The 20,811-nt window shown below is 68.0% G+C and carries 18 protein-coding genes; 12 read left to right on the forward strand and 6 right to left on the reverse strand.

Annotated elements, in window-relative coordinates; genetic code table 11:
• Nucleotides 1-615: 615 nt before the first annotated feature.
• From Q0480_RS17085 to Q0480_RS17095, 3 genes are all read right to left on the reverse strand, one after another.
• On the reverse strand, nucleotides 616-1,716 hold the full coding sequence (locus Q0480_RS17085; RefSeq protein ID WP_299134788.1) for an ABC transporter permease: 1,101 nt from the start codon (nucleotides 1,714-1,716) through the stop codon (nucleotides 616-618).
• Nucleotides 1,717-1,787: 71 nt separating this feature from the next.
• The gene (locus tag Q0480_RS17090; protein ID WP_299134791.1) at nucleotides 1,788-3,026 is read right to left on the reverse strand and encodes a sugar ABC transporter substrate-binding protein; all 1,239 of its coding nucleotides are present in this window, start codon (nucleotides 3,024-3,026) and stop codon (nucleotides 1,788-1,790) included.
• A 293-nt stretch (nucleotides 3,027-3,319) separates the two neighbouring features.
• Complete coding sequence (locus tag Q0480_RS17095; RefSeq protein ID WP_299134794.1) at nucleotides 3,320-4,819, reverse strand: CoA-acylating methylmalonate-semialdehyde dehydrogenase; 1,500 nt, start codon at nucleotides 4,817-4,819, stop codon at nucleotides 3,320-3,322.
• Nucleotides 4,820-4,896: 77 nt separating this feature from the next.
• Between Q0480_RS17095 and Q0480_RS17100 the strand changes: the two genes are divergently transcribed.
• Nucleotides 4,897-5,847, forward strand: a complete 951-nt coding sequence (locus Q0480_RS17100; RefSeq protein WP_299134798.1) for a LysR family transcriptional regulator — start codon at nucleotides 4,897-4,899, stop codon at nucleotides 5,845-5,847.
• A gap of 303 nt (nucleotides 5,848-6,150) precedes the next feature.
• The gene (locus Q0480_RS17105; RefSeq protein ID WP_299134800.1) at nucleotides 6,151-7,053 is read left to right on the forward strand and encodes a MurR/RpiR family transcriptional regulator; all 903 of its coding nucleotides are present in this window, start codon (nucleotides 6,151-6,153) and stop codon (nucleotides 7,051-7,053) included.
• Between the two features lie 69 nt (nucleotides 7,054-7,122).
• Here the strand turns inward: Q0480_RS17105 and Q0480_RS17110 are convergent, their stop codons facing one another.
• From Q0480_RS17110 to iolD, 3 genes are read right to left on the reverse strand one after another with little or no spacing between them, the layout of a single operon-like run.
• Nucleotides 7,123-7,935 carry an SDR family oxidoreductase gene (locus tag Q0480_RS17110; RefSeq protein ID WP_299134802.1) on the reverse strand — a complete coding sequence of 271 codons (813 nt, stop codon included), beginning with the start codon at nucleotides 7,933-7,935 and terminating at the stop codon, nucleotides 7,123-7,125.
• 4 nt (nucleotides 7,936-7,939) lie between these two features.
• Nucleotides 7,940-8,839, reverse strand: coding sequence for a myo-inosose-2 dehydratase (iolE, locus tag Q0480_RS17115; RefSeq protein WP_299134805.1), 900 nt, complete (start codon nucleotides 8,837-8,839; stop codon nucleotides 7,940-7,942).
• A 4-nt stretch (nucleotides 8,840-8,843) separates the two neighbouring features.
• A complete protein-coding gene (iolD, locus tag Q0480_RS17120) occupies nucleotides 8,844-10,691 on the reverse strand; it encodes a 3D-(3,5/4)-trihydroxycyclohexane-1,2-dione acylhydrolase (decyclizing) (RefSeq protein WP_299134808.1) in 1,848 nt (615 codons plus the stop codon).
• A 414-nt stretch (nucleotides 10,692-11,105) separates the two neighbouring features.
• Here iolD and Q0480_RS17125 point away from each other — a divergent pair, with 414 nt between their 5' ends.
• The 10 genes from Q0480_RS17125 (at nucleotide 11,106) to Q0480_RS17170 (ending at nucleotide 20,704) form a co-directional block, all read left to right on the forward strand.
• On the forward strand, nucleotides 11,106-12,542 hold the full coding sequence (locus Q0480_RS17125) for an NAD-dependent succinate-semialdehyde dehydrogenase (RefSeq protein WP_299134811.1): 1,437 nt from the start codon (nucleotides 11,106-11,108) through the stop codon (nucleotides 12,540-12,542).
• Nucleotides 12,543-12,554: 12 nt separating this feature from the next.
• Nucleotides 12,555-13,373: an aldolase/citrate lyase family protein gene (locus Q0480_RS17130; protein WP_299134814.1), complete on the forward strand. Its 819-nt coding sequence runs from the start codon at nucleotides 12,555-12,557 to the stop codon at nucleotides 13,371-13,373.
• On the forward strand, nucleotides 13,373-14,338 hold the full coding sequence (locus tag Q0480_RS17135; protein ID WP_299134817.1) for a hydroxyacid dehydrogenase: 966 nt from the start codon (nucleotides 13,373-13,375) through the stop codon (nucleotides 14,336-14,338). The genes Q0480_RS17130 and Q0480_RS17135 overlap by 1 nt, the downstream gene beginning before the upstream one ends.
• Nucleotides 14,328-15,449: a Gfo/Idh/MocA family oxidoreductase gene (locus Q0480_RS17140; protein WP_299134820.1), complete on the forward strand. Its 1,122-nt coding sequence runs from the start codon at nucleotides 14,328-14,330 to the stop codon at nucleotides 15,447-15,449. The genes Q0480_RS17135 and Q0480_RS17140 overlap by 11 nt, the downstream gene beginning before the upstream one ends.
• 128 nt (nucleotides 15,450-15,577) lie before the next feature.
• Nucleotides 15,578-15,700: a hypothetical protein gene (locus Q0480_RS17145; RefSeq protein WP_299134822.1), complete on the forward strand. Its 123-nt coding sequence runs from the start codon at nucleotides 15,578-15,580 to the stop codon at nucleotides 15,698-15,700.
• A gap of 335 nt (nucleotides 15,701-16,035) precedes the next feature.
• Nucleotides 16,036-17,061, forward strand: coding sequence for a phosphate ABC transporter substrate-binding protein PstS (pstS, locus tag Q0480_RS17150; protein ID WP_299134824.1), 1,026 nt, complete (start codon nucleotides 16,036-16,038; stop codon nucleotides 17,059-17,061).
• Between the two features lie 83 nt (nucleotides 17,062-17,144).
• Nucleotides 17,145-18,116 carry a phosphate ABC transporter permease subunit PstC gene (gene pstC / locus Q0480_RS17155; RefSeq protein ID WP_299134827.1) on the forward strand — a complete coding sequence of 324 codons (972 nt, stop codon included), beginning with the start codon at nucleotides 17,145-17,147 and terminating at the stop codon, nucleotides 18,114-18,116.
• A 7-nt stretch (nucleotides 18,117-18,123) separates the two neighbouring features.
• Nucleotides 18,124-19,008 (forward strand): phosphate ABC transporter permease PstA, encoded by an 885-nt coding sequence (gene pstA / locus Q0480_RS17160; protein ID WP_299134830.1) that lies wholly within the window; start codon nucleotides 18,124-18,126, stop codon nucleotides 19,006-19,008.
• 75 nt (nucleotides 19,009-19,083) lie between these two features.
• On the forward strand, nucleotides 19,084-19,872 hold the full coding sequence (gene pstB / locus Q0480_RS17165; protein ID WP_299134834.1) for a phosphate ABC transporter ATP-binding protein PstB: 789 nt from the start codon (nucleotides 19,084-19,086) through the stop codon (nucleotides 19,870-19,872).
• 142 nt (nucleotides 19,873-20,014) lie between these two features.
• The gene (locus Q0480_RS17170) at nucleotides 20,015-20,704 is read left to right on the forward strand and encodes a Fic family protein (protein WP_299134832.1); all 690 of its coding nucleotides are present in this window, start codon (nucleotides 20,015-20,017) and stop codon (nucleotides 20,702-20,704) included.
• The last annotated feature ends 107 nt before the right edge of the window (nucleotides 20,705-20,811 follow it).

Here is a 20,811-nt window from a genome sequence, read left to right on the forward strand (position 1 = left end):
CACGACGCTCTTCCGATCTCGTTCGAGGTCTGCCGCACGCCGAGCGCCGAGGTGGGCTCGTCGAGGATCAGCACCTTGGCGCCGAAATGGACGGCGCGGGAGATGGCGACGGTCTGCCTCTCGCCGCCCGAGAGGGTGCCGACCGCCTGGTCCGGCTCGCGGAGATTGATCCCCATCCGCTTCATCGACTCCATCGTCACGGCGTTGGCATGCTTGTGGTCGAAGCGCTTGAAGATGCCGCGGCCCTTGGTCGGCTCGCGCCCCATCCAGAAGTTCCGGGTGACGCTCATCAGCGGGATCATCGCCAGATCCTGGTAGACGGTGGCGATGCCGGCGTTCATCGCGTCGCGCGGGCTGTCGAAGACGACGGGCTTGCCATCCACCACCATTGTGCCGACCGAAGGCTTGTGCACCCCCGCCATGGTCTTGATGAAAGTGGACTTGCCGGCGCCGTTGTCGCCGAGCAGGCAATGGCACTCGCCGGGGCGCACGTCGAAGCTGACGCCTGCCAGCGCGATGATATTGCCGAAGTGCTTCTGGATGTCGCGCATCTCGACGATGGGCCTGGTCGAAATCGACGCGCCGCCGGGGGGGAGGGTGCTGTCATCGCTCATGTCACCGCTCCCCGGTCACGCGCTTGCGGATCACGTTGTTGAAGAGGACGGCGATAAGAAGCATGCCGCCGAGGAATACCTGGTACCAGTCCCCGTCGATCTTGGTGTAGGTCAGGCCGATCATGACCATGCCGAAGATGATCGCGCCAAGGAAGGCGCCGATCGCCGAGCCGTAGCCGCCGGTCAGCAGGCACCCGCCGATGACGGCCGCGATGATCGACTCGAACTCCTTCTGGAAGCCGCGCCGAGCGTCGGTCGAGCCGGCATCGAGCACGGTGATGATGGCGACGAGAGCGGCGCAGCAGGCGGTCAGGATGAAGAGCGAGGTCTTCACCTTGCGCACCGGCACGCCGGAATTGGTCGCGGCGTTCTTGTCGCCGCCCGACGCGAAGATCCAGTTGCCGACCGGGGTGCTGAGCAGGACCCAGGTGGCGGCGAGGGTCATCGCCAGGAACCAGATGATCTCGACCGGGATGCCCTTGACCGTGGGCTCGCCGTTCGGGAAAGCGGCGATCATGCCGCGGGTTCCCAGCCAGCGGAACAGGCCCTGAAACGCGTCCCCCGAGAACACCGGCAGCAGCCAGTCGGAGGAGACCGCGTCACGAATGCCGCGCATCTGGGTCGAGCCGCCGGTCGCCCATTTCAGCCCGACCAGGCTGAGGCCGCGCAGGATGAAGAGCGAGCCGAGGGTGACAATGAAACTCGGGAGCCCGGACCGGATCACGATCTGGGCGTTGATGAAGCCCATCATGGCCGCGACTGCCATCGTGAGGGGGACGGCGAGGATCAGCGGCAGGCCGAGGACGGTGATCGCGCTTCCGAAGATCAGTCCGGTGAAGGCGATCATCGATCCGATCGAGAGGTCGAACTCGCCCCCGATCATCAGCAGTCCGGCGCCGATGGCGAGGATGCCGAGCTGCGCCGCCGGACTCAGGAAGTTGAGCACGCCGGAGAGGCTGAACATGACCGGATCAGCGGTCGCCGCGAAGAAGGCGGTGACGAGGACCAGGCCAGCGAGTGCCCCGAGCTCCGGCCGCTTCATCAGCCGGGCCAGCAGGGACGCGCGCTTCAGGCGCTCGTCGATAGGCGATGTGGTGACCATTTGCTCTGGTTCCTATCTCGCGTCGGATGAGGGGTCGGGGGCGGCGGCGCGCCGCCCCCGCGGTGAGAGGTTCAGCGAATGCCCTTGGCGGACAACTCGACGGCCTGCGCGGCCTTTTCCTTGGTGATCAGGTTCGGGCCCGAGGGCACGTTGCCGCCGGGCATCAGCCCGAACTTCGCGTACATGTTGAGAAACACCACCGGCAGGTAGCCCTGGAGGAACTGCTGCTGATCGACACAGAACGCCGCCTCGCCCTTGGCGACGGCGTCGAGGAAGCCCGCGGAGAGGTCGAACGTCGCGACGTTGATCTTGGCGCCCGTCGCCTTGACGGCGGCCAGCGACGGCTCGCCGGCGGTGCTGGCACCGAGCGCCATGATGGTGTCCACGCTCGGGTTGGCGGCGATCGCCGCCTTGACTTTCGCCTCGACCTCGGTCGGGTCGTTGGTGGTCGGCAGCACGGTCACTGTCCCGCCGAAGCCTTCGGTGAAGCCGGCGCAGCGCTGGTCGAGCGAGACGTTGCCGACCTCCTGGTTGACGCAGAGCGCGATCTTGCCGCCCATCTCCTTCAGCTTCTCGCCCGCCGCCTTGCCGGCGTCGAACTCGGCCTGGCCGACGTGCAGCATCGCCCCGAGCTGCTTCGAGACGTCCGCGCCCGAGTTCATCGAGATCACCGGGATGCCGGCCGCCACCGCGCGTTCGATCGACGGCGCAAGCGCGTCCGCGTCCGGGATCGAGACGACGAGGCCCGCGGGGTTCTGGTTGACCGCGGCGTCGATCAGCTGGCTCATTGCCACCATGTCGAAGGTTTCGGGCGCGCGGTAGGACACGCTTGCGCCGGTTTCCTTGGCGGCGTAGTCGACGCCGTTCTTCACGACCGACCAGAACGGGTCGTTGGCCTGGCCGTGCGACACCACGATGATCGTCGGCGCGTCCTGCGCCATCGAAGGCGCGGCGGTGCCGAGCGCGTACGCGGCGATGCCCGCGGCGAAAGCGAGCGATTTCCAGTGTTTGAGCATGTTTTCCTCCAGGTTGCGAGCCGACTGGCTCTGTTTTTTGGCGAGCGTGCTCGCTCTCCCATGACCTCGAAAGGCTTGCTTGCCCTCGTTCGACACGCGAGGGTTCCCGGTTTGCAATCGGTTGCAGAATTCGACGCGACGAAAGTACGCCGGTCGGACGGTGTTGATAGTGCTGGTCCTTCCCTTCCCTCCGTGGCGTTTGCGACGCGCGGTTTCAAACGGCGCGTCGTGCCCGGATTTTCTTGCTAGATCGGGATCGTGAGGCTTGCTCGGCTTGCTTGCTACCGGTTGCAACAGAGCGTTGCATATCTTACGACTCGACACGTATCAGCTTCGCATTTTCTTCGTCGAGCGTCTTCAGCCGTTTGGCGTCGGATACGTCCCGACCGCCGTATTTCGCCCTCCATGCATGAACCTGGCCGACGACATCCCATGCCCGTGGCGGAGATCGGCGACCGGAGTACAAGCCTCGTTCTCCCCCGGCAATCCGATGATCCGCCCTTCGCGGAACCTGCTTCGTTTGAAATCCGGTCCCTTTCCCGTGGTCCGGATTCCCGCGGCGCGTGGAGGAGAAGCAACGGGTCACGTCAGCCCATTGTCGGCATGACGAATTCGGCCTCGGCGCGCATGCCGGTGGGCCAGCGGGTGGTGATGGTCTTCAGGCGGGTGTAGAAACGCACGCCCTCGGGCCCGTGCATATGGTGGTCGCCGAAGAGCGAGGCTTTCCAGCCGCCGAACGAGTGGAAGGCCATCGGCACCGGGATCGGCACGTTGACGCCGACCATGCCCACCTCGATGTCGTGGGCGAAGGCCCGGGCCGCGTCGCCGTCGCGGGTGAAGACCGCGACGCCGTTGCCGTATTCGTGCCGGCCGACGAGATCGACCGCGTCCTGGTAGTTCTTCGCCCGGACAACCGACAGGACCGGGCCGAAGATCTCCTCCTTCCAGACGGTCATGTCCGGGGTCACGTCGTCGAGCAGCGTGCCGCCGATGAAATAGCCGTTCTCGTAGCCCTGGGGCGCCTTGAAGCCGCGGCCGTCGACGACGACCTTCGCGCCTTCCTTCTCGCCGGCGTCGATGTAGCCCCGGACCTTGGCGAGGTGCTGCGCGGTGACGAGGGGGCCCATCTCGGAGGCGCGATCGCTGGCCGGGCCGATCTTCAGCGCCTCGATCTTCGGGACGAGCGCCTCGATCAGGCGGTTCGCGGTCTCCTCCCCGACGGGTACGGCGACCGAGATCGCCATGCAGCGCTCGCCGGCCGAGCCGTAGGCGGCGCCCATCAGCGCGCCGACCGCCATGTCGATATCGGCGTCGGGCATGATGATCGCGTGGTTCTTGGCGCCGCCGAGGGCCTGCGCGCGCTTGCCGTTCGCGGTGCCGCGGGCGTAGATATAGCGCGCGATCGGGGTGGAACCGACGAAGCTCACCGCCTTCACGTCCGCGTTGTCGAGGAGGGCGTCCACCGCCTCCTTGTCGCCGTTCACCACGTTGAAGACGCCGGCGGGGACGCCGGCTTGCGTCAGTAGTTCCGCGATGAAGAGGGGCGCGGAGGGGTCGCGCTCCGAGGGCTTCAGCACGAAGCAGTTGCCGCAGGCGAGTGCCACCGGGAACATCCACATCGGCACCATGACGGGGAAGTTGAACGGCGTGATGCCGGCGACGACGCCGAGCGGCTGGCGCAAGGAGTGGCTGTCGACGCCGGTGCCGACGTTTTCGGTGATCTCGCCCTTGAGGAGATGCGGGATGCCGATCGCGAATTCGACGACTTCGAGGCCGCGGGTGACCTCGCCGAGCGCGTCGTCATGGGTCTTGCCGTGCTCGGCCGAGATGAGCTCGGCGAGCTTGTCGGCATTCTCGATCAGCAGCGCCTTGAACTTGTCGAGGATGCGGGCGCGGCGCAGCGGCGGGGTCCTGGCCCAGTCCGGCCAGGCGGCCTTCGCGACCGCGACGACGGCGTCCACCTCGGCCTTGGTGGCGAGCGGCACGCGCTTGCCCGCGCCGCCGGTCGCCGGATTGAAGACCTCGGCGAAGCGGCCGGACGCGCCGGGGACAGGCGCGCCGCCGATGGAGTGCATAAGGTCAGTCATCGTTCCCTCCTTGCGCTGGCAGTGGTCAGATCGCATTGTGAAATGCGGGTATCAATCGCCCGAGATGAAAAGCTGATATGCAGAAATCGACATTGGCCGGGGCGCTCGACTGGGACGACGCGCGGATGTTTCTCGCGGTCGCGCGAGCGGGGCAGATGCTCGGCGCGTCGCGCGCGCTCGGGGTGAATCAGGCGACGCTGTCGCGGCGCATGGCATCGCTCGAGGCCGCTTTCGGCACGAAGTTGCTGGCGCGGCGGACGCATGGCTCGGAGCTGACCGACGCGGGCGTCGCGCTTTTCGAGACGCTGGAGCGGGTCGAGGCCGAAATGCTCGGGGCGCAGGCACAGCTGCAGGGCACCGGGGCGGCGGCGGCGGGCGTGGTGCGGATCGGCGCGCCCGACGGGTTCGGGGTCGGCTTTCTCGCGCCGCGACTGGCCGCGTTCGCAGAACGGCATCCGGCGCTCGTGGTTCAGCTGGTGCCGACGCCGCGCGGCTTCTCGCTGTCGCGACGGGAGGCGGATCTCGCAGTGATGGTCGGACGCCCTGAGAAGGGTCGGCTCGTCGCGCGCAAGCTGACGGATTACACGCTCGGTCTCTATGCGAGCCCCGCCTATCTCGCCGTCCACCCGGCGCCTCGGGACGCGGCGGAACTCGCGGAGCACAGGTTGGTCGGCTATGTGGAAGACCTGATCGCCGCGCCGGCGCTCAACTACGCCGCCGAGTTCCTGCGGGGCTGGCGATCGAGTGTCGAATTGACGAGCGCGATCGGGCAGGTCGAGGCGGTCAAGGCCGGGTCCGGGATCGGGGCGCTGCACGACTATCTCGCCGTCGGGCCGTGCCGCGAGGGCAGCCTCGCGCGGGTGCCGCCGAGGCAGCGCGCGGTGCGCTCCTACTGGCTGGCGATCCATGAGAGCCTCCGCGACGTCGCCCGGGTGCGCGCCGCGGCCGACTGGTTGACCGAGGTCGTGCGCCAGGAGGCGCCGGCCTTCGGCGGGGATCAGGGGCGGGGGTTCAGGAGGCTGCCTTGAAGGCGCCGCCGACGGAGCGCGCGAAGCATTCCGTCGGGGACGGCGGGGCGCCGGTGATCCACTGGAAGCCGGCGTTGATCGCGAGGACGAGACGGTCCGCGCGTGCGCGCACCGTTCCGGCGCGGAGGGGCGCGCGTTCGTCACCCGCCAGGGCCGACGATGCCAGCGGTGCGATTCACGTTGCATTGAAAGATACCATCGTGCGCAATGGCTATTGCAGCGCAGGCGGATCACCCCGATTTCTGGTAGCGCCGTCGGTGATATCGCGGCATAGTCGCAACGAAAATTGCGAGGTAGGCGCGCGTGGAAAAGCCACTGGACTCCCGGGGAAGGGCGGAGAAGCCCGAAGCTCCCCGGGACTACGAGGAGCTGATCCGGGTGATCCACGAACGCTATGACTCGATGAGCAAGGGCTATCAGTCGATCGCGCTTTTCCTCACCCAGAACCCGAACGACGTCGCCGTCCGGTCGGTGAGCGCCCTCGCCGAGCGCCGCGGCGTGCATGCGTCGAACTTCGTGCGCTTCGCGCAGTCGCTCGGCTATTCGGGCTTCAAGGATCTGCAGGAACTGTTCCAGAAGCGACTCTCGACGGCCGCGCCCGGTTTCGAGGCGCGGGTGAAGGCGCTCGAGGGCGAACTTGGCGCGCGGGAGGACCGCAGCGAGTATGGCTTCCTGCGCGACCTCGTGGTCCGCGATGTCGCGTCGCTGCGGGCGCTTCTCACCGATGTCGCCGCGGACGATCTCGCCCGGGCGGCGGAGCTGCTGCATCGGGCCGAGGCGATCTACCTCATCGGGCAGTTGCGCTCGGCGCCCGTGGTCGACCTGCTGCGCTATGTCTTCACCATGCTCGGCAAGCGCTGCGTCCTTCTCGACCCGAGCGGCGGCCTGGCGACGCACATGTCGCGGACCATGGCGAAGAACGACGTCCTCGTCGCCGTGTCGTTTCGCTTCTATGCCACCGAGGTCGTCAACGTGGTCGAGAACGTCGCGGCGGGCGGAATCTCGATCATCGCGATCACCGACAGCACGCTGTCGCCGCTCGCCAAGAGCGCGGACGTGCTCTTCGCGGTGCCGGAGCACGAATATACCTTCTCACGGTCGCTCGCGGCGCCGATGTGCCTCGCCCAGGCGCTGACCGTGGCCCTGGCGGCGCGGCTGCAGAACAACGCCGAGGATCCGCGGATCCCGACGGTGACCGGACAGTAGCGCGGGAAAAGGCGGACCCCGCAGGATCCGCGGTCGGGGAGGAGCCGGAATGAGGGGGCAGGCCGCCCCTCAAAGGGTCATCGGTCCGTCGGGGACCGGCGAGGCGCCGTAGGCGCCCCAGATCGACTGGTCGAAGTTGATGACCGCGCCGGTCATCAGGCCGGCGTCGTCCGAGCAGATGAAGTTCACGACGCGCGCGACTTCGGCGGGCTCGATCAGGCGACCGAAGGGGAGGCCGGCGGCCGCCTTCCTTTCCCAGTCGGGATCGCCTGACTCGGACAGCTTCAGCGCGCGCTCGTTGTCCGAGGCCATCCAGCCGATGTCGAGCTGGTTCACCCGGATGCGGTTGCAGAGCACCGAGAAGGCGGTGTTGCGGGTAAGCGTCGCAAGGGCGCCCTTCGACGCGCTGTAGGCGCTGAGGAACGGCTGGCCCGCCAGTTCGGACATCGAGCCGATATTGAGGATCGCGCCTTCGACGCCGTCGCGGATCATGAGCCTGATCGCGTCCTGCATCAGGAAGAACGGTCCGCGCAGGTTGGTCGCGAACATGCGGTCGAAGAGCGCGGGGCTGGTGTCGAGAATGGTGCCGCGGTCGGTGATCGCGCCGGCGTTGACGAGCACGTGCAGCCTGCCGAAGACGCGATCCGTCTCGGCGACGACGTCGCGGCAGTCTTCGACGCTGCCGAGGTCGGCGCGGACGAAATGCGCGGGCACGCCGGTCGCGGCGGTGATCCCCTCGGCCACCGCCCGGCCCTTGGCCTCGTCGCGGCCGAGGGTGACGACGCCGGCGGCGCCCGCCTCGGCAAGGCGACGGGCGATCGCGGCGCCCAGACCCTGCGTCGAGCCGGTGACCACGCAGATCTTTCCATCCATGCGGTTCATGTGCCTACGCCTCCACTTGGTATCCCGCGGCGTCCATGACGCGCAGAAGCTCCTTGTGTCCGATCCTGGCCATATCGAGGGGCGGCGAGACCTTCGGGTCCTGCTCGGCCTCGACCACGAACCAGCCCTCATAGCCGTAACCCGCGAGCCGCTTGACGATCGCCTCGAAGTCGAGGTCGCCGTCGCCGGGGACGGTGAAGGCGCCCTTCACCACCGCGTCGAGGAAGCTCTCGCGGGTCCGGTCGAGCCCGTCGATCACGCGCCGGCGCACGTCCTTCGTGTGAACGTGGCTGATGCGGGCGTGGTGCTTGTCGATGACGCGGAGCACGTCGCCGCCGGCGAAGGCCATGTGGCCCGCGTCGTAGAGGAGGGGGATGCCCTCGCCCGAATGTTTCATGAAGAGGTCGAGCTCCGGCTCGGTCTCGATCGCCGCCGCCATGTGGTGATGGTAGGCGAGCGGCATCCCCTGCTCGGCGCACCATTCGCCGAAGGCGGTCATCTTGCGGCCGTAGGCCGCGATCTCGTCTTCCGAGAGCTTCGGCTTCTGGCTCAGCGGTCTCGAACGATCGCCCTGGATGGAGCGGGCGGTCTCGCCGTAGACGATGCAGGGCGCGCCGGCGGCCTTGAAGAAGGCCATCTGGGCGGCGACGCGGTCCTTCTCGACCGCGATCTCGCCGTCGAGAAGGAGGCCGGAGAACCAGCCGCCGCAGACCGAGACGCCATAGCTGGCCAGGATGGGGCTCAGCAGCGCGGCGTCCATCGGGAAACGGCGGCCGGTCTCCATCCCGGTGAACCCCGCGACGCTCGCCTGGCGGAGGCACTCCTCCAGGCTCACGTCGTCGGAGAGCTCGGCGAGGTCGTCGTTCCACCACGCGATCGGGGCGATGCCCAGTCTGGCTTTCATCGGCTCACACTCCCACGCGCTGCCTGGCGCGAATCTCGACCTGTTTCGCGCGGGCCTCGCGCACGGTCTCTCGGCTCGAGATCTCGGGCACGCCCACGTCCCAGTCCGCATCGCCCGGCACCCATGCGAAGGCGTCGGTCCTGATGGTGATGACGGTGGTTCGGTCGGTGCCTTGCGCCCATTTCATCGCCTCGGCGAGGTCCGCGAGGCTGTCGCAGCCGCGGGCGAGCGCGCCCATCGCCTCGGCGTGCTTCACGAAGTCGACCGGGAAGGGCTCGATCACCTTGCAGTCGCGCAGGAGATTGTTGAAGCCCGGGGTGCCCTTGGCGTTCTGCAGGCGGTTGATGACGCCGTAGCCGCCGTTGTCGCACACGATCAGGATGAACTTGTGCCCCGAGAGCACCGACGAATAGACGTCGGAGTTCATCATCATGTAGGTGCCGTCGCCGATCATGACGATGGGCGTCGTCCCCGGCCGGGCCATGGCGTAACCCCAGCCGGCGGCGATCTCGTAGCCCATGCAGGAGAAGCCGAACTCGCAGTCGAAGGTGTTCGGCGCCTTGACCCGCCAGCCCTTGACCAGTTCGCCCGGCAGGCCGCCGGCCGCCGTGATGATCGGATCCGCGGGCCGCGCGCCGGCGTGGACGGCGGCGATCACCTGGGCGTAGGTCGGAACCTCGGCGTTGGTCGGCTTCTGGTAGTCATCGACCAGCGCGTCCCACTCGGCCATCAGCGCGCGGCCCTTCCGGGTCCAGGCTTCGGGCGCCTTCCAGTCGCCGAGGCCGGCATCGAGCTCGGTCACGGTCGCGAGCGCGTCGCCGACCACCGCGAGCGAACGATGCTTGGTCGCGTCCCAGCGCGCGGCGTTGACGCCGATGATCCTGGCGTCGTGGTTGAAGACGGTCCAGGAGCCGGTGGTGAAGTCCATCAGCCGGGTGCCGATGGCAAGCACGACGTCGGCCTCGGCCGCCAGCGCGTTCGCCGAGGTCGAGCCAAGGATGCCGATCGGGCCGACATGGGCCTCGTGCCCGTGCGTCACGGCGCCCTTGCCGGCGATGGTCTCGGACATCGGGATGCCGCGTTCGAGCGCGAACCTTGCGACGGCCTCCTCGGCCAGCGAGTAGCGGACGCCGCCGCCGGAGATGATGAGCGGCCTCCTGGCGGTCCTCAGCAGTGCGACCGCCTCGGCGAGCTTGTCGGCGTCGGGACGCGGGCGCGGGACGGACCAGACGGTCGGCTCGAAGAACGCTTCCGGGTAGTCGCAGGCGATCTCCTGGGTGTCCTGGCAGAGCGAGATGAAGGCCGGGCCGCAGTCGGCCGGGTCGAGCATGGTGGCGATCGCTTGCGGCAGTGAGCCGATGATCTGCTCCGGGAGCGTGATCCGGTCCCAGTAGCGACAGACCGGCTTGAACGAGTCGTTTACCGTCAGCGTCGGATTCCCGAAATGCTCGACCTGCTGCATCACGGGATCGGGCCGGCGGTTCGCGAAGGTGTCCCCGGCGAGGAGCAGGACAGGCAGGCGATTCGAATGGGCGAGGCCGGCGGCCGTCACCATGTTGGTCGCGCCCGGGCCGATCGAGGAGGCCGCGACCATGATCTGCCGGCGGCGCTTGGCCTTGGCGAAGCCGAGGGCCGCGAGGGCCATCGACTGCTCATTCTGGCCGCGCCAGGTCGGCAGAGTGTCCCGGACCGCTTCGAGGGCCTCGGAGAGGCAGGTGACGTTGCCGTGGCCGAAGATGGCGAAGACGCCCGCGAAGAGCTGGACACGCTCGCCGTCGATCTCGGTGAACTGGTTGCACAGGTAGCGCACGAGCGCCTGCGCCATCGTCAGACGTACGGTAGACCGGGTCATTCGTTCCTCCCTGCCCTGGTTCATGGGCTCTCTTACGGAATGCATATTGACAAATCAAGCATGATGCAACAAACGTTGCGAAATTTCGTCGGGAGGGACTCCTGGTGTTGAGAACCGTTGCAAGCGGCCGCCGCGGCGGGAATCACCCGCGGGCGGGGATGAAACCGGCGGAGCGGGATGCGGAGATGATGGAGATCCTCGGGAGGAAGGGTCGCTGTGGGCTGATTGTCGCATGTACCCGTTCGACATAGTCCGGTCCTTCATCGGAAGCATGCGCCGGCGTCGAGAGTAACGACGGATGAACGCTCGGGCTTCGGAGCGGCGGCGAGGCGCGCCCCGCCGACGCGGGCGAACGATGGAGACCGGCCGTCGAGGTCGGGTTGTCCAGTATCCTAGGGGAGATCGGGAAACGCCATGTACGAGAAGTACGGACTTTTCATTGACGGGAGCTGGAGCGGCGCGGTCGGCGGCGGCGCCGCTCCGGTCATCAGCCCGGTGAGCGAGAAGCCCCTCGGCGAGGCGCCGGTCGCGGCGGCCGCCGATACCGAGGCGGCGATCGCCACGGCGGAGCGCGGCCTCGCCGCGTGGCGCGCCAGGACCGCGTTCGAGCGCGCCGACGCCCTGCATGCCATCGCCGACGAGATGATCCGCCGCAAGGGCGAGGCCGCGCGGATGATCTCGTCCGAGACCGGCAAGCCGATCGCCCAGGCCGAACGCGAGTGGGCGCTCTCCTGCGACCAGTTCCGCTGGTATGCCGAGGAGGCGCGCCGCGTCTACGGCCGCATCGTCGAGAGCCGGGTCCCCGGCGGCCGCTTCGAGGTGACGCGCGAGCCGATCGGCGTCGTCGCAGCGTTCACCGCCTGGAACTTCCCCGCCGCCCTCGTCGCCCGCAAGGTCGCCCCGGCGCTCGCCGCCGGCTGCTCGGTGATCGTGCGGCCCTCGAACCAGACGCCCGGGACCGCGATGGTGATGGTCGACTGCTGCCGCGCCGGCGCCCTGCCCGACGGCACGGTCAATCTCGTCGTCGGACCGACCGCGGAGACCTACGCGCCGATCATGGCGTCGCCCCTCGTGCGCAAGGTCTCGCTGACCGGCTCGACCCGCGTCGGCCAGCAGATGATCCGCGACGCCGCCGAAACCATGAAGAAGGTGACGATGGAACTTGGCGGCAACGCGCCGCTCATCGTCTACGACGACGCCGACCTTCGGACCGCGCTCGACGTCTCGGTCCCGACCAAGTTCGCCAACGCCGGCCAGGTCTGCGTCACCGCTGATCGCTTCTTCATCCATGAAAGCCTGCATGACGCCTTCGTGGATGGTTTCGCCGCGCGGGCGAAGGCGCTGAAGCTCGGCGACGGGCTCGACCCCGCGGCGCAGATGGGTCCGGTGATAAACGGCGGCCGGCGCGCCGAACTCGAGGGCGTCGTCAAGGACGCCGTGAAGGCGGGCGCCCGTGTCGTCGCCGGCGGCGGTCGCGCCGCGGCCTTCAACGCCGGCTTCTTCCTGGAGCCGACGGTTCTCGCCGATGTCAATGACGACATGAAGGTCTTCGCGGAGGAGAACTTCGGACCGATCGCCGCGATCACCCGCTTCCGCGAGGAGGACGAGGTGCTCGCCCGCGCCAACGCCGGTGAGATGGGCCTGTCGGCCTATGCGTTCACCCGCGACGCGGGCCGCGCTCGCCGCACGGTCGCCGCGCTGAAGGCCGGCATGGTCGGCATCAACAGCTTCGCCATGGCCGCCTCGGAGGCGCCCTTCGGCGGCACGCGCTACTCGGGCATGGGCAGGGAAGGGGGAGCGGAAGGCATCACCGACTACCTCGATACCAAGCTCGCCCAGGTCGTCTTCTAGGGAGTCGGGATCATGATCAGGAACAGGCTGAAGGCCCTCTGGGCCGAAGGCAAGCCGACGATCAACGGCTGGCTCTCGATCGGCAACCCCTTCACCGCCGAGATCATGGCGGCGCAGGGCTATGACAGCGTCACGATCGACGCGCAGCACGGGGCGCTCGACTATTCGAACGTGCTGCCGATGTTCCAGGCGATGCGCGCTTCGGGCGTGGTGCCGATGGCGCGCGTGCCGTGGCTGGAGCCCGGCATCATCATGAAGATGCTCGACGCGGGCGCCTACGGCGTGATCTGCCCGATGGTGAACACCCCCGAGCAGGCGGCGGAGTTCGTCAGCTACCTGCGCTATCCACCGCTCGGCCAGCGCAGCTTCGGCCCGACCCGCGCCAACTTCTCGGCCGGCGCCAACTATGCCGGCGAGGCGAACGACGAGATCCTCGGCTTCGCGATGATCGAGACGGCGACGGCGATGCGGAACCTCGACGCCATCGCCGCGACCCCCGGCCTCGACGGCATCTACGTCGGCCCGGCCGATCTCACGTTGAGCCTCGCGCAGGGGCGGCTGGCGCCGGCCTTCGATCGCGAGGAACCGGAGATGGTGGAGGCGCTGCGGACGATCGTCGCCGCCTGCAAGAAGCACGGCATCCGCGCCGCGCTGCACTGCGGCACGCCGGAATACGCGGCCCGGGCGATCGGCTGGGGCTTCGACATGACGACCGTCGGCGGCGACTCCCGCCTGCTGGCCGCGGCGGCGGCCGACAGCGTCAAGGCCTTCAGGACCCTCACGGGCGCAAGGGCCGACGCGGCCCCCGCCGGCGCGAAAGGGGGCTACTGATGCCGCACCTCCTGATCGCGGGCAAGCTTCATCCGAGCGGCATCGAACTCGCGAAGTCCGCCCCCGACGTCACCTTCGACTATGTCGAGGACATCTCAGAGCCGAGCTATGCGCCGCTGATCGGCAAGGCCGACGGGCTGGTGATCCGCACCCAGCCGCTGTCGGCGGCGACGGTCGGCAAGGCCGGGCGGCTGCGCATCGTGTCGCGGCACGGGGTCGGCTACGACTCGGTCGACCTGCCGGCACTGAACGACCGGGGCATCGCCCTCGCCATCGTCGGCGACGTGAACTCGATCTCGGTCGCCGAGCAGGCGATGATGCTGCTGATGGCCGCCGCCAAGCGCGCGATCCGCGGCGACCGGGCGGTGCGCGCCGGCGACTGGGGCTGGCGCAACCGGCTTGAGCAGGGCGAGCTCCGGGGCAAGCGGCTGCTGGTGGTCGGCTATGGCCGCAGCGGCCGCCATCTGGCGCGCATGGCCTCGGGCTTCGGCATGGAAATCCGCGCCTTCGATCCGTTTCTGGAGCGCCAGGGCTGGCCCGAGGGGGCGGTCGCGCCGGTCGCGGACCTCGCCGGGGGGCTCGGCTGGGCGGACCTCGTGTCGGTACATGCCCCGAAGGCCGACCAACCGGTGATCGGCGCCGCCGAGTTCGCGGCGATGAAGCCCTCCGGCATCCTCGTCAACACGGCCCGCGGCGGTGTCGTCGACGAGGCGGCGTTGCTGGCGAGCCTCCGGGACGGCCGCCTCGCCGCCGCCGGCCTCGACGTCTTCGAGGAGGAACCTCCGGCGTCCGGCAACCCGCTGCTCGCAATGGACCAGGTGGTGCTCTCGCCGCACATCGCCGGCCTCACCGCCGAATGCGCCGAGCGCATGGCGATCTCGTCGGTCCAGAACGTCCTCGATTTCTTCGCCGGCCGGATCGATCCGGCGCTGATCGTCAACGGAGCCCACGCCCATGCCCGCTAAACCACCTCTCCGCGTCGGACTGATCGGCACCGGGTTCATGGGCAAGACGCATACCTTCGGCTTCGCCACCGCGCCGCGGGTCTTCGACCTGCCCTTCGATCTCGTCCTCGACACCGTCGCCGACCGTACCGACATGCTCGCCGCCAACGCGGCGGCGACGCTCGGCTTCGCGAAGGGGACCGGCGACTGGCGCACGATCGTCGCCGATCCGGCGATCGACCTGGTCGACATCACCGCGCCGAACGCGCTGCACAAGGAGATGGCGCTCGCGGCCATCGCCGCCGGCAAGCACGTCTATTGCGAAAAGCCGCTCGCACCCCTCGCGGCCGACGCGCGCGAGATGGCGGACGCGGCCGAGGCGGCGGGGGTCAAGACCCAGGTCGGGTTCAACTACCTCTGCAATCCGATGATCGGGCTCGCCCGCGAGATGATCGCGGCGGGCGAGCTCGGCGAGATCCGCAGCTATCGCGGCGTCCATGCCGAGGACTACATGGCCGACGCCACGGCGCCGTTCAGCTTCCGCAACGATCCCGTCGGCGGCGGGGCGCTGGCCGACATCGGCAGCCACGCGCTCGCGACGGCCGAGCACTTGCTCGGGCCGATCGCCGAAGTGCTCGGCGACTGCGCGACGGTGATCCGCGAGCGGCCGGACGGGAAGGGCGGCGCCCGCGCCGTGGTTACCGACGATGTCGGCCGCGCCTTCCTGCGATTCGCGAATGGGGCGAGCGGGTCGGTCGAGGCGAACTGGATCGCCATGGGACGCAAGATGCAGCACGACTTCGAGGTCTACGGCTCGAAGGGCGCGCTCGTCTTCAGTCAGGAGCGGTTCAACGAGCTGCGTTTCCACAGCGCGGGCGACGCGGCGGGCCGGCGCGGCTTTCGCCGGATCGAGGCCGGGCCGGACCATCCGCCCTACGGGCTGTTCTGCGTCGCGCCGGGCCACCAGCTCGGCTTCAACGATCTGAAGGCGATCGAGATCGCCCGCTACATGGATGCCATCGCCGGCAAGGCGGAGGAGCCGTTTGGCTTCCGCAAGGGCCTGCGAATCCAGAGCCTTGTCGAGGCGATCCACGACTCGAGTCGCGCGGTCGCCTGGACGCACGTCTCCTGACGCGCGCCGCGCTGGGAACGCAACGATCATTGCATAATGCGGTTTACATGCAAAATTGCGTGTAAATTAATAATGAAATAAATGTTGCGATCCACCGCGGGTCGCAATATCCCAAGGGGGAGGAATCGATGTTCCGTCGCAAACGCGGCCGTCCCGCGCCGTCCGGCGCGCGCGCCGGGTACTACCAGGAGATCGTGAAGGGCCTCATCATCGTCGCCGGGGTGGTGGCCGACGTCTACCGGCAGAAGTAGCGCACCAAGAAGGCCTGACTTCGTTCCGGCCGGCAACCCTCACGAGGACAGGATGACCGTCGGTTTCGGACTGCTCGGCGCCGGGCGCATCGGCGGGCATCGGGACACGGCCGGCGAACCCCGCGCGGTTCAGGGCGATCCAAGCCGACCCACTTCCCCGCGACAAACCCGGTCCCCGCGGAGCGTCACAGCCTTGCCAGGTTGGCGCGAGCGGAGCGCCCTCGCCGCGCGGCCTCCGCGCCGCGGTGCACAAAACGCCACAAATCTGTCACGAAAACGTCGCCTTCCCCGACGAATATCCCCGCCGACGACAAGGATTGCATTGGGGGATATCCATGCGGAAGACTTTGGTGGGCCTCGCCATGGCGGTGGCCGTCGCGCTGGCGGTGCCGGCGAGCGCTCAGACGCGGATCACGGGATCGGGCGCCAGCTTTCCCTTCCCGCTCTATTCGGCCTGGTTCAAGGATTTCAGCGGCAAGACCGAGGGCGTGACCGTCGACTACCAGTCCAAGGGCTCGGGCGCGGGCATCCAGGACCTGATCAACGGCGTCGTCGATTTCGCCGCCAGCGACGCGGCGATGAAGGACGAGGACATCGCCAAGGTTTCGCAGGGCGTCGTCCTGCTGCCGATGACCGCCGGCGAGGTGGTACTGGCCTACAACCTGCCGGGCGTCGGTGAGCTGCGGCTGCCGCGCGACGTCTATTCGGACATCTTCCTCGGCGACATCACCAACTGGAGCGATCCGCGAATCGCCGCGGCCAACGATGGCGCGACCTTGCCGGACCTGCCGATCACCGTGGTGGCGCGGTCGGACAGTTCGGGCACGACCTTCAATTTCACCAACCATCTCTCGGCGATCAGCGAGGCCTTCAGGAACGGGCCCGGTGTCGGCACCTCGGTGCAGTGGGCCTCGACGGACAAGTTCGTGAAGGCGCCGAAGAACGACGGCGTGACCGCGACCATCATGCAGACCCCCGGCGCGATCGGCTATGTCGAGTATGGCTATGCCAAGCTGACAGGCACCGCGATGGCGACCCTCGAGAACGCGGCCGGCAAGTTCGTGGCCCCGGGCGGCGAGGGTGGCGCGGCGGCTCTGGCCAGCGCGAAATTCGACGATCGAATGCGCGCCTTCATCACCGATCCCGAGGGTGACGACGCCTATCCGATCGCGACCTTCACCTGGATGCTGTTCTACGAGCACGGCCAGGATCCGGCGAAGGTCGAAGGCCTGAAGAAGATGGTCGAATACGCCCTGACCGACGGTCAGGCGATGGCCGGCGACCTCGGGTATATCCCGCTGCCGGAGAGCGTCACCGAGCAGGTTCGCAAGGCCGCCGAACAGATCGGCGCCGGCGCCTGATCCCCGCGGTCGGCCGCGCGGCCGACCCTTCGCGCTTCGGCCAGTTGGTCGGAGCGCATGACCCCGATCGGATGATGGTGAAGATGAGCTACGACAGTGAGTGGGCCGCCCACGACGGCCACTCGATATCGCGACCTCCGAGCGCCGGCGAGTTCCTCGCCGACCGGTTGTTTCGTGCGATGGCCTACGCCGCGGGCATCCTGGTGGTGGCGCTGCTGGTCTATATCGTCTGGAAGATCGGCGTCGACGCCGCGCCGGCCATGGCCCGGCACGGGTTCGGCTTTCTCACCACGGCCGTCTGGGATCCGGGCAAGGGCGAGTTCGGCATTCTCGCCGAGATCTGGGGCACGCTCTACAGTTCGATCCTCGCGCTGCTGATCGCCGGCTTCTTCGGCGTCGCGGTGGCGATCTTCCTGACCCAGGATTTCCTGGACGCGCGCCTCGCGCGGGTCTTCCGCACCATGGTCGAGATGCTGGCTTCGATCCCTTCGGTGGTCTTCGGCCTCTGGGGCATCTTCGTCGTGATCCCGGCCTCGCGGCCGGTCGCCGACTGGCTGCATGGCTATTTCGGCTGGTTCCCGCCGTTTTCGACCTCGCTGTCGGGGCCGGGGCTGGCGCCCGCCGTGGTGGTGCTCGCCATCATGGTGCTGCCCACCGTCGCCGCGATCAGCCAGGACGCTTTCTCGCTCATTCCCTACAAGGTGAAGGAAGCCGCCTACGGCATGGGCACCACCAAGTGGGAGGCGATCCTGAAGGTGATGCTGCCGACCGCGTCGAGCGGCATCGCCGCCTCGCTGGTGCTCGGCTTCGGCCGCGCGCTCGGCGAGACCATGGCGCTCGCCATGCTGATCGGCAATTCGAACCAGATCAGCTGGTCGATCTTCTCGCCGGCCAATACGCTCGCGTCGCTTCTCGCCTCGCAGTTTCCCGAGGCCAGCGGGCCGGAGGTCGAGGCGCTGATGTACGCCGCGATCGTGCTTTTGCTCATTTCGCTGGTGGTGAACATGATCGGGACCGTGATCATGGCACTCTCCGCCAAGCAGACAGTGTCGTGAGGCGTCGATGACCATGATAGCCAATCCGGTCGCCGCCGGCGCGCCCGATCTCAGCCGCGACCTCGGCGACCGCCGGGCGCTGACCAACCTCGTCCTCACCTGGCTGCTCTGGGGTCTCGCGATCCTCGCCTCGGCGCCGCTGTTCTCCGTGCTCTACATGCTGATCACTCGGGGCGGGGCGCGGCTCGGCCTCGCGCTCTTCACCGAGTTGCCGCCCGCGGGGCTGGAGCCGGGCGGCGGTTTCGGCAATGCGATCGTCGGCACCGGCGTGATGGTGGCGCTCGCCGCGCTGCTGTCGGTGCCGTTCGGCATCCTCGGCGGCGTGCTGCTCGGCGTCATCGCTCCGCACAGCCGGGTGGCCGACGCGACGCGCTTCATTGCCAAGGTGCTGACCGGGTTTCCGTCGATCCTGGCCGGCGTCTTCGTCTATGCTTGGCTGGTGCTGGCCATGGGCACCTATTCGGCGATCGCCGGCGGTGTCGCCCTCGCGGTGCTGATGCTGCCGACCGTGATGCTGACCGCCGAGCAGGCGGTGCGCATGGTGCCGCGGCGGATGAAGGACGCCGCCTACGGCATGGGCTGTACCCAGACGCAGGTCGTGTTGAAGGTCGTCCTGCCCACGGCGCGGCCTGGCATCCTGACCGGCGTGATGCTGGCGGTGGCTGGCGCGGCGGGCAACTCGGCACCGCTTCTGTTCACGGCGCTGTTCTCGAACTACTGGATCGGAAGTCCGCGGGAGCCGACCGCCTCGCTCGCGATCCTGATCTACAACTTCTCGGGAATGCCGTTTCCAAACCAGATCGAACTCGCCTGGGCGGCGTCGTTGGTGCTGGTCATCATCATTCTGATATTCAACGTACTGAGCCGCCTCGTCGGCTCGAGCAAGGTCTGAGAGACCAGGGGAAAGACCATGACAATGATCGAAAATTCGCTGGCCGGAACGGCGCGACATGCAAAGGCGCCGCCGATGTCCGTCGTCGCGCCCGAAGCGGCGATCGATGCGAAGATCGGGAAGATCTACTATGGCGACTTCCTCGCGGTCCGCGATAGCAGCATTGCGATCGAGAAGAACAAGATCACCGGCTTCATCGGACCGTCGGGCTGCGGCAAGTCCACCGTCCTGCGCTCGCTGAACCGGATGAACGACCTGATCCCGTCCTTCCGGCTGGAGGGCAAGGTCCAGTTCCTCGGCCAGGACATCTATGCCAGGAACATCGATCCGGTGGTCGTACGCCGCCATATCGGCATGGTGTTCCAGCAGCCGAACCCGTTCTCGATGTCGATCTACGAGAATGTCGCCTTCGGCCTGCGGTTGAACCGGTTCCGCGGCGACTATGACGAGAAGGTCGAGCAGGCGCTGCGCCGCGCCGGCCTGTGGAACGAGGTGAAGGACAAGCTGAAGCAGAACGGCCTCGCCCTCTCCGGCGGCCAGCAGCAGCGCCTCTGCATCGCACGGGCCATCGCCACCGAGCCGACCGTCCTCCTGATGGACGAGCCCTGCTCGGCGCTCGATCCGATCGCGACGCGCATCATAGAAGAGCTGATGCTGCGGCTGAAGGACGACTACACCGTCGCGCTCGTCACCCACAACATGCAGCAGGCAACACGCGTGGCCGACACGACGGCGTTCTTCTCGGTCGATATTTCGCAGGGCGGCCGCACCGGCTTTCTCTGCGAGCTCGGCGAAACGCGGCAGATCTTCGAGGCCCCCGGCAAGGATCTGACCAAGCAGTACGTGTCGGGCCAGTTCAGCTAGAGCAATATCCAACCAGACGGAATCGTCTGGTGGCAAAGATGTTGCGCTAAATCAAGACTCTAGGGCGGACGAGCCGGCTCTGCCGGATCGTACTTCGCTCCGGGATGAAATCCGATCGCGAAAGGCCGGCGGGAGGTTGGGCATGGGCGCGCGGTGTTTCGAGTGGCGGCGGCTCGATCTGGGCCGGATCGGCGGCGTGCTTGACGCGCTCGGCGCCGCCGACGGCGACGGTGCGCTGAGCGACGCCTTCGCCGAGGAGCCGATCACGGCCGATGCTCTCCGCCGGTTGTTCGAGGGCTATCGCCATATCGACCGGTTGCTCGCGGACCGGGTAGATGTCTTCGACTATGGTGCCACGCGGCATCTGCTGGAGCTGAACCATATCGTGCTCTGCGGCGTCTCGCCGGAGCGGCGCGCGCAGTTCCGCGACCATATCGAGGAGACCGAGCGGGTCTTCTACGAACGGCCGGGGATCGGAGAGCTTGTGGACTGGTACAAGCGCAATCGGAGCCGTGCGCCGCGCAAGCTGGCCGCCGGCCTGTTCGTGCGGTTTGTAAGCGCGCCGCAGCTCTTCATCGAAGGCAACGGACGAACGGCGACCCTGCTCGCGAGCTATCATCTCGCGAGGTCCGGGTTGCCGCCTCTGGTCATCGGCGCGGAGAATTTCGGGCGCTATGCCGAGATCCTGCGTCGGGCCGGGGGAATCGACCGCGCCGCGTTCTCGAGCCTGTTCGCGGCGGAGTTCGTCGCGCACCGGCTGGTCGGGCTGATGACGGACACGGGCGATCCCGCGTTCCTGCTGGAACCCGCGCCGGCGGCGCGGGAGGTCTAGTACCAGATCCGCTTGATTGGTTCGCATCGAGATTTTGTCGCGGGCCGATCTTAGGGGGCGCCAGTGGCGCGCCCGCGGTCCGCGCGCCCGGAGCAAGCTTGCGGAGG

It is taken from the genome of uncultured Amaricoccus sp. (assembly GCF_937891315.1).
GTDB lineage: Bacteria > Pseudomonadota > Alphaproteobacteria > Rhodobacterales > Rhodobacteraceae > Amaricoccus.

Coding starts and splice junctions, on each gene's coding strand:
- Q0480_RS17170 (WP_299134832.1), top strand. CDS start 20,015: ATGGGCGCGCGGTGTTTCGAGTGGCGGCGGCTCGATCTGGGCCGGATC.
- pstC (WP_299134827.1), top strand. CDS start 17,145: ATGAGCTACGACAGTGAGTGGGCCGCCCACGACGGCCACTCGATATCG.
- Q0480_RS17125 (WP_299134811.1), top strand. CDS start 11,106: ATGTACGAGAAGTACGGACTTTTCATTGACGGGAGCTGGAGCGGCGCG.
- Q0480_RS17110 (WP_299134802.1), bottom strand. CDS start 7,935: ATGAACCGCATGGATGGAAAGATCTGCGTGGTCACCGGCTCGACGCAG.
- Q0480_RS17095 (WP_299134794.1), bottom strand. CDS start 4,819: ATGACTGACCTTATGCACTCCATCGGCGGCGCGCCTGTCCCCGGCGCG.
- pstS (WP_299134824.1), top strand. CDS start 16,036: ATGCGGAAGACTTTGGTGGGCCTCGCCATGGCGGTGGCCGTCGCGCTG.
- Q0480_RS17130 (WP_299134814.1), top strand. CDS start 12,555: ATGATCAGGAACAGGCTGAAGGCCCTCTGGGCCGAAGGCAAGCCGACG.
- iolE (WP_299134805.1), bottom strand. CDS start 8,839: ATGAAAGCCAGACTGGGCATCGCCCCGATCGCGTGGTGGAACGACGAC.
- pstA (WP_299134830.1), top strand. CDS start 18,124: ATGACCATGATAGCCAATCCGGTCGCCGCCGGCGCGCCCGATCTCAGC.
- Q0480_RS17135 (WP_299134817.1), top strand. CDS start 13,373: ATGCCGCACCTCCTGATCGCGGGCAAGCTTCATCCGAGCGGCATCGAA.
- iolD (WP_299134808.1), bottom strand. CDS start 10,691: ATGACCCGGTCTACCGTACGTCTGACGATGGCGCAGGCGCTCGTGCGC.
- Q0480_RS17100 (WP_299134798.1), top strand. CDS start 4,897: ATGCAGAAATCGACATTGGCCGGGGCGCTCGACTGGGACGACGCGCGG.
- Q0480_RS17145 (WP_299134822.1), top strand. CDS start 15,578: ATGTTCCGTCGCAAACGCGGCCGTCCCGCGCCGTCCGGCGCGCGCGCC.
- pstB (WP_299134834.1), top strand. CDS start 19,084: ATGTCCGTCGTCGCGCCCGAAGCGGCGATCGATGCGAAGATCGGGAAG.
- Q0480_RS17140 (WP_299134820.1), top strand. CDS start 14,328: ATGCCCGCTAAACCACCTCTCCGCGTCGGACTGATCGGCACCGGGTTC.
- Q0480_RS17085 (WP_299134788.1), bottom strand. CDS start 1,716: ATGGTCACCACATCGCCTATCGACGAGCGCCTGAAGCGCGCGTCCCTG.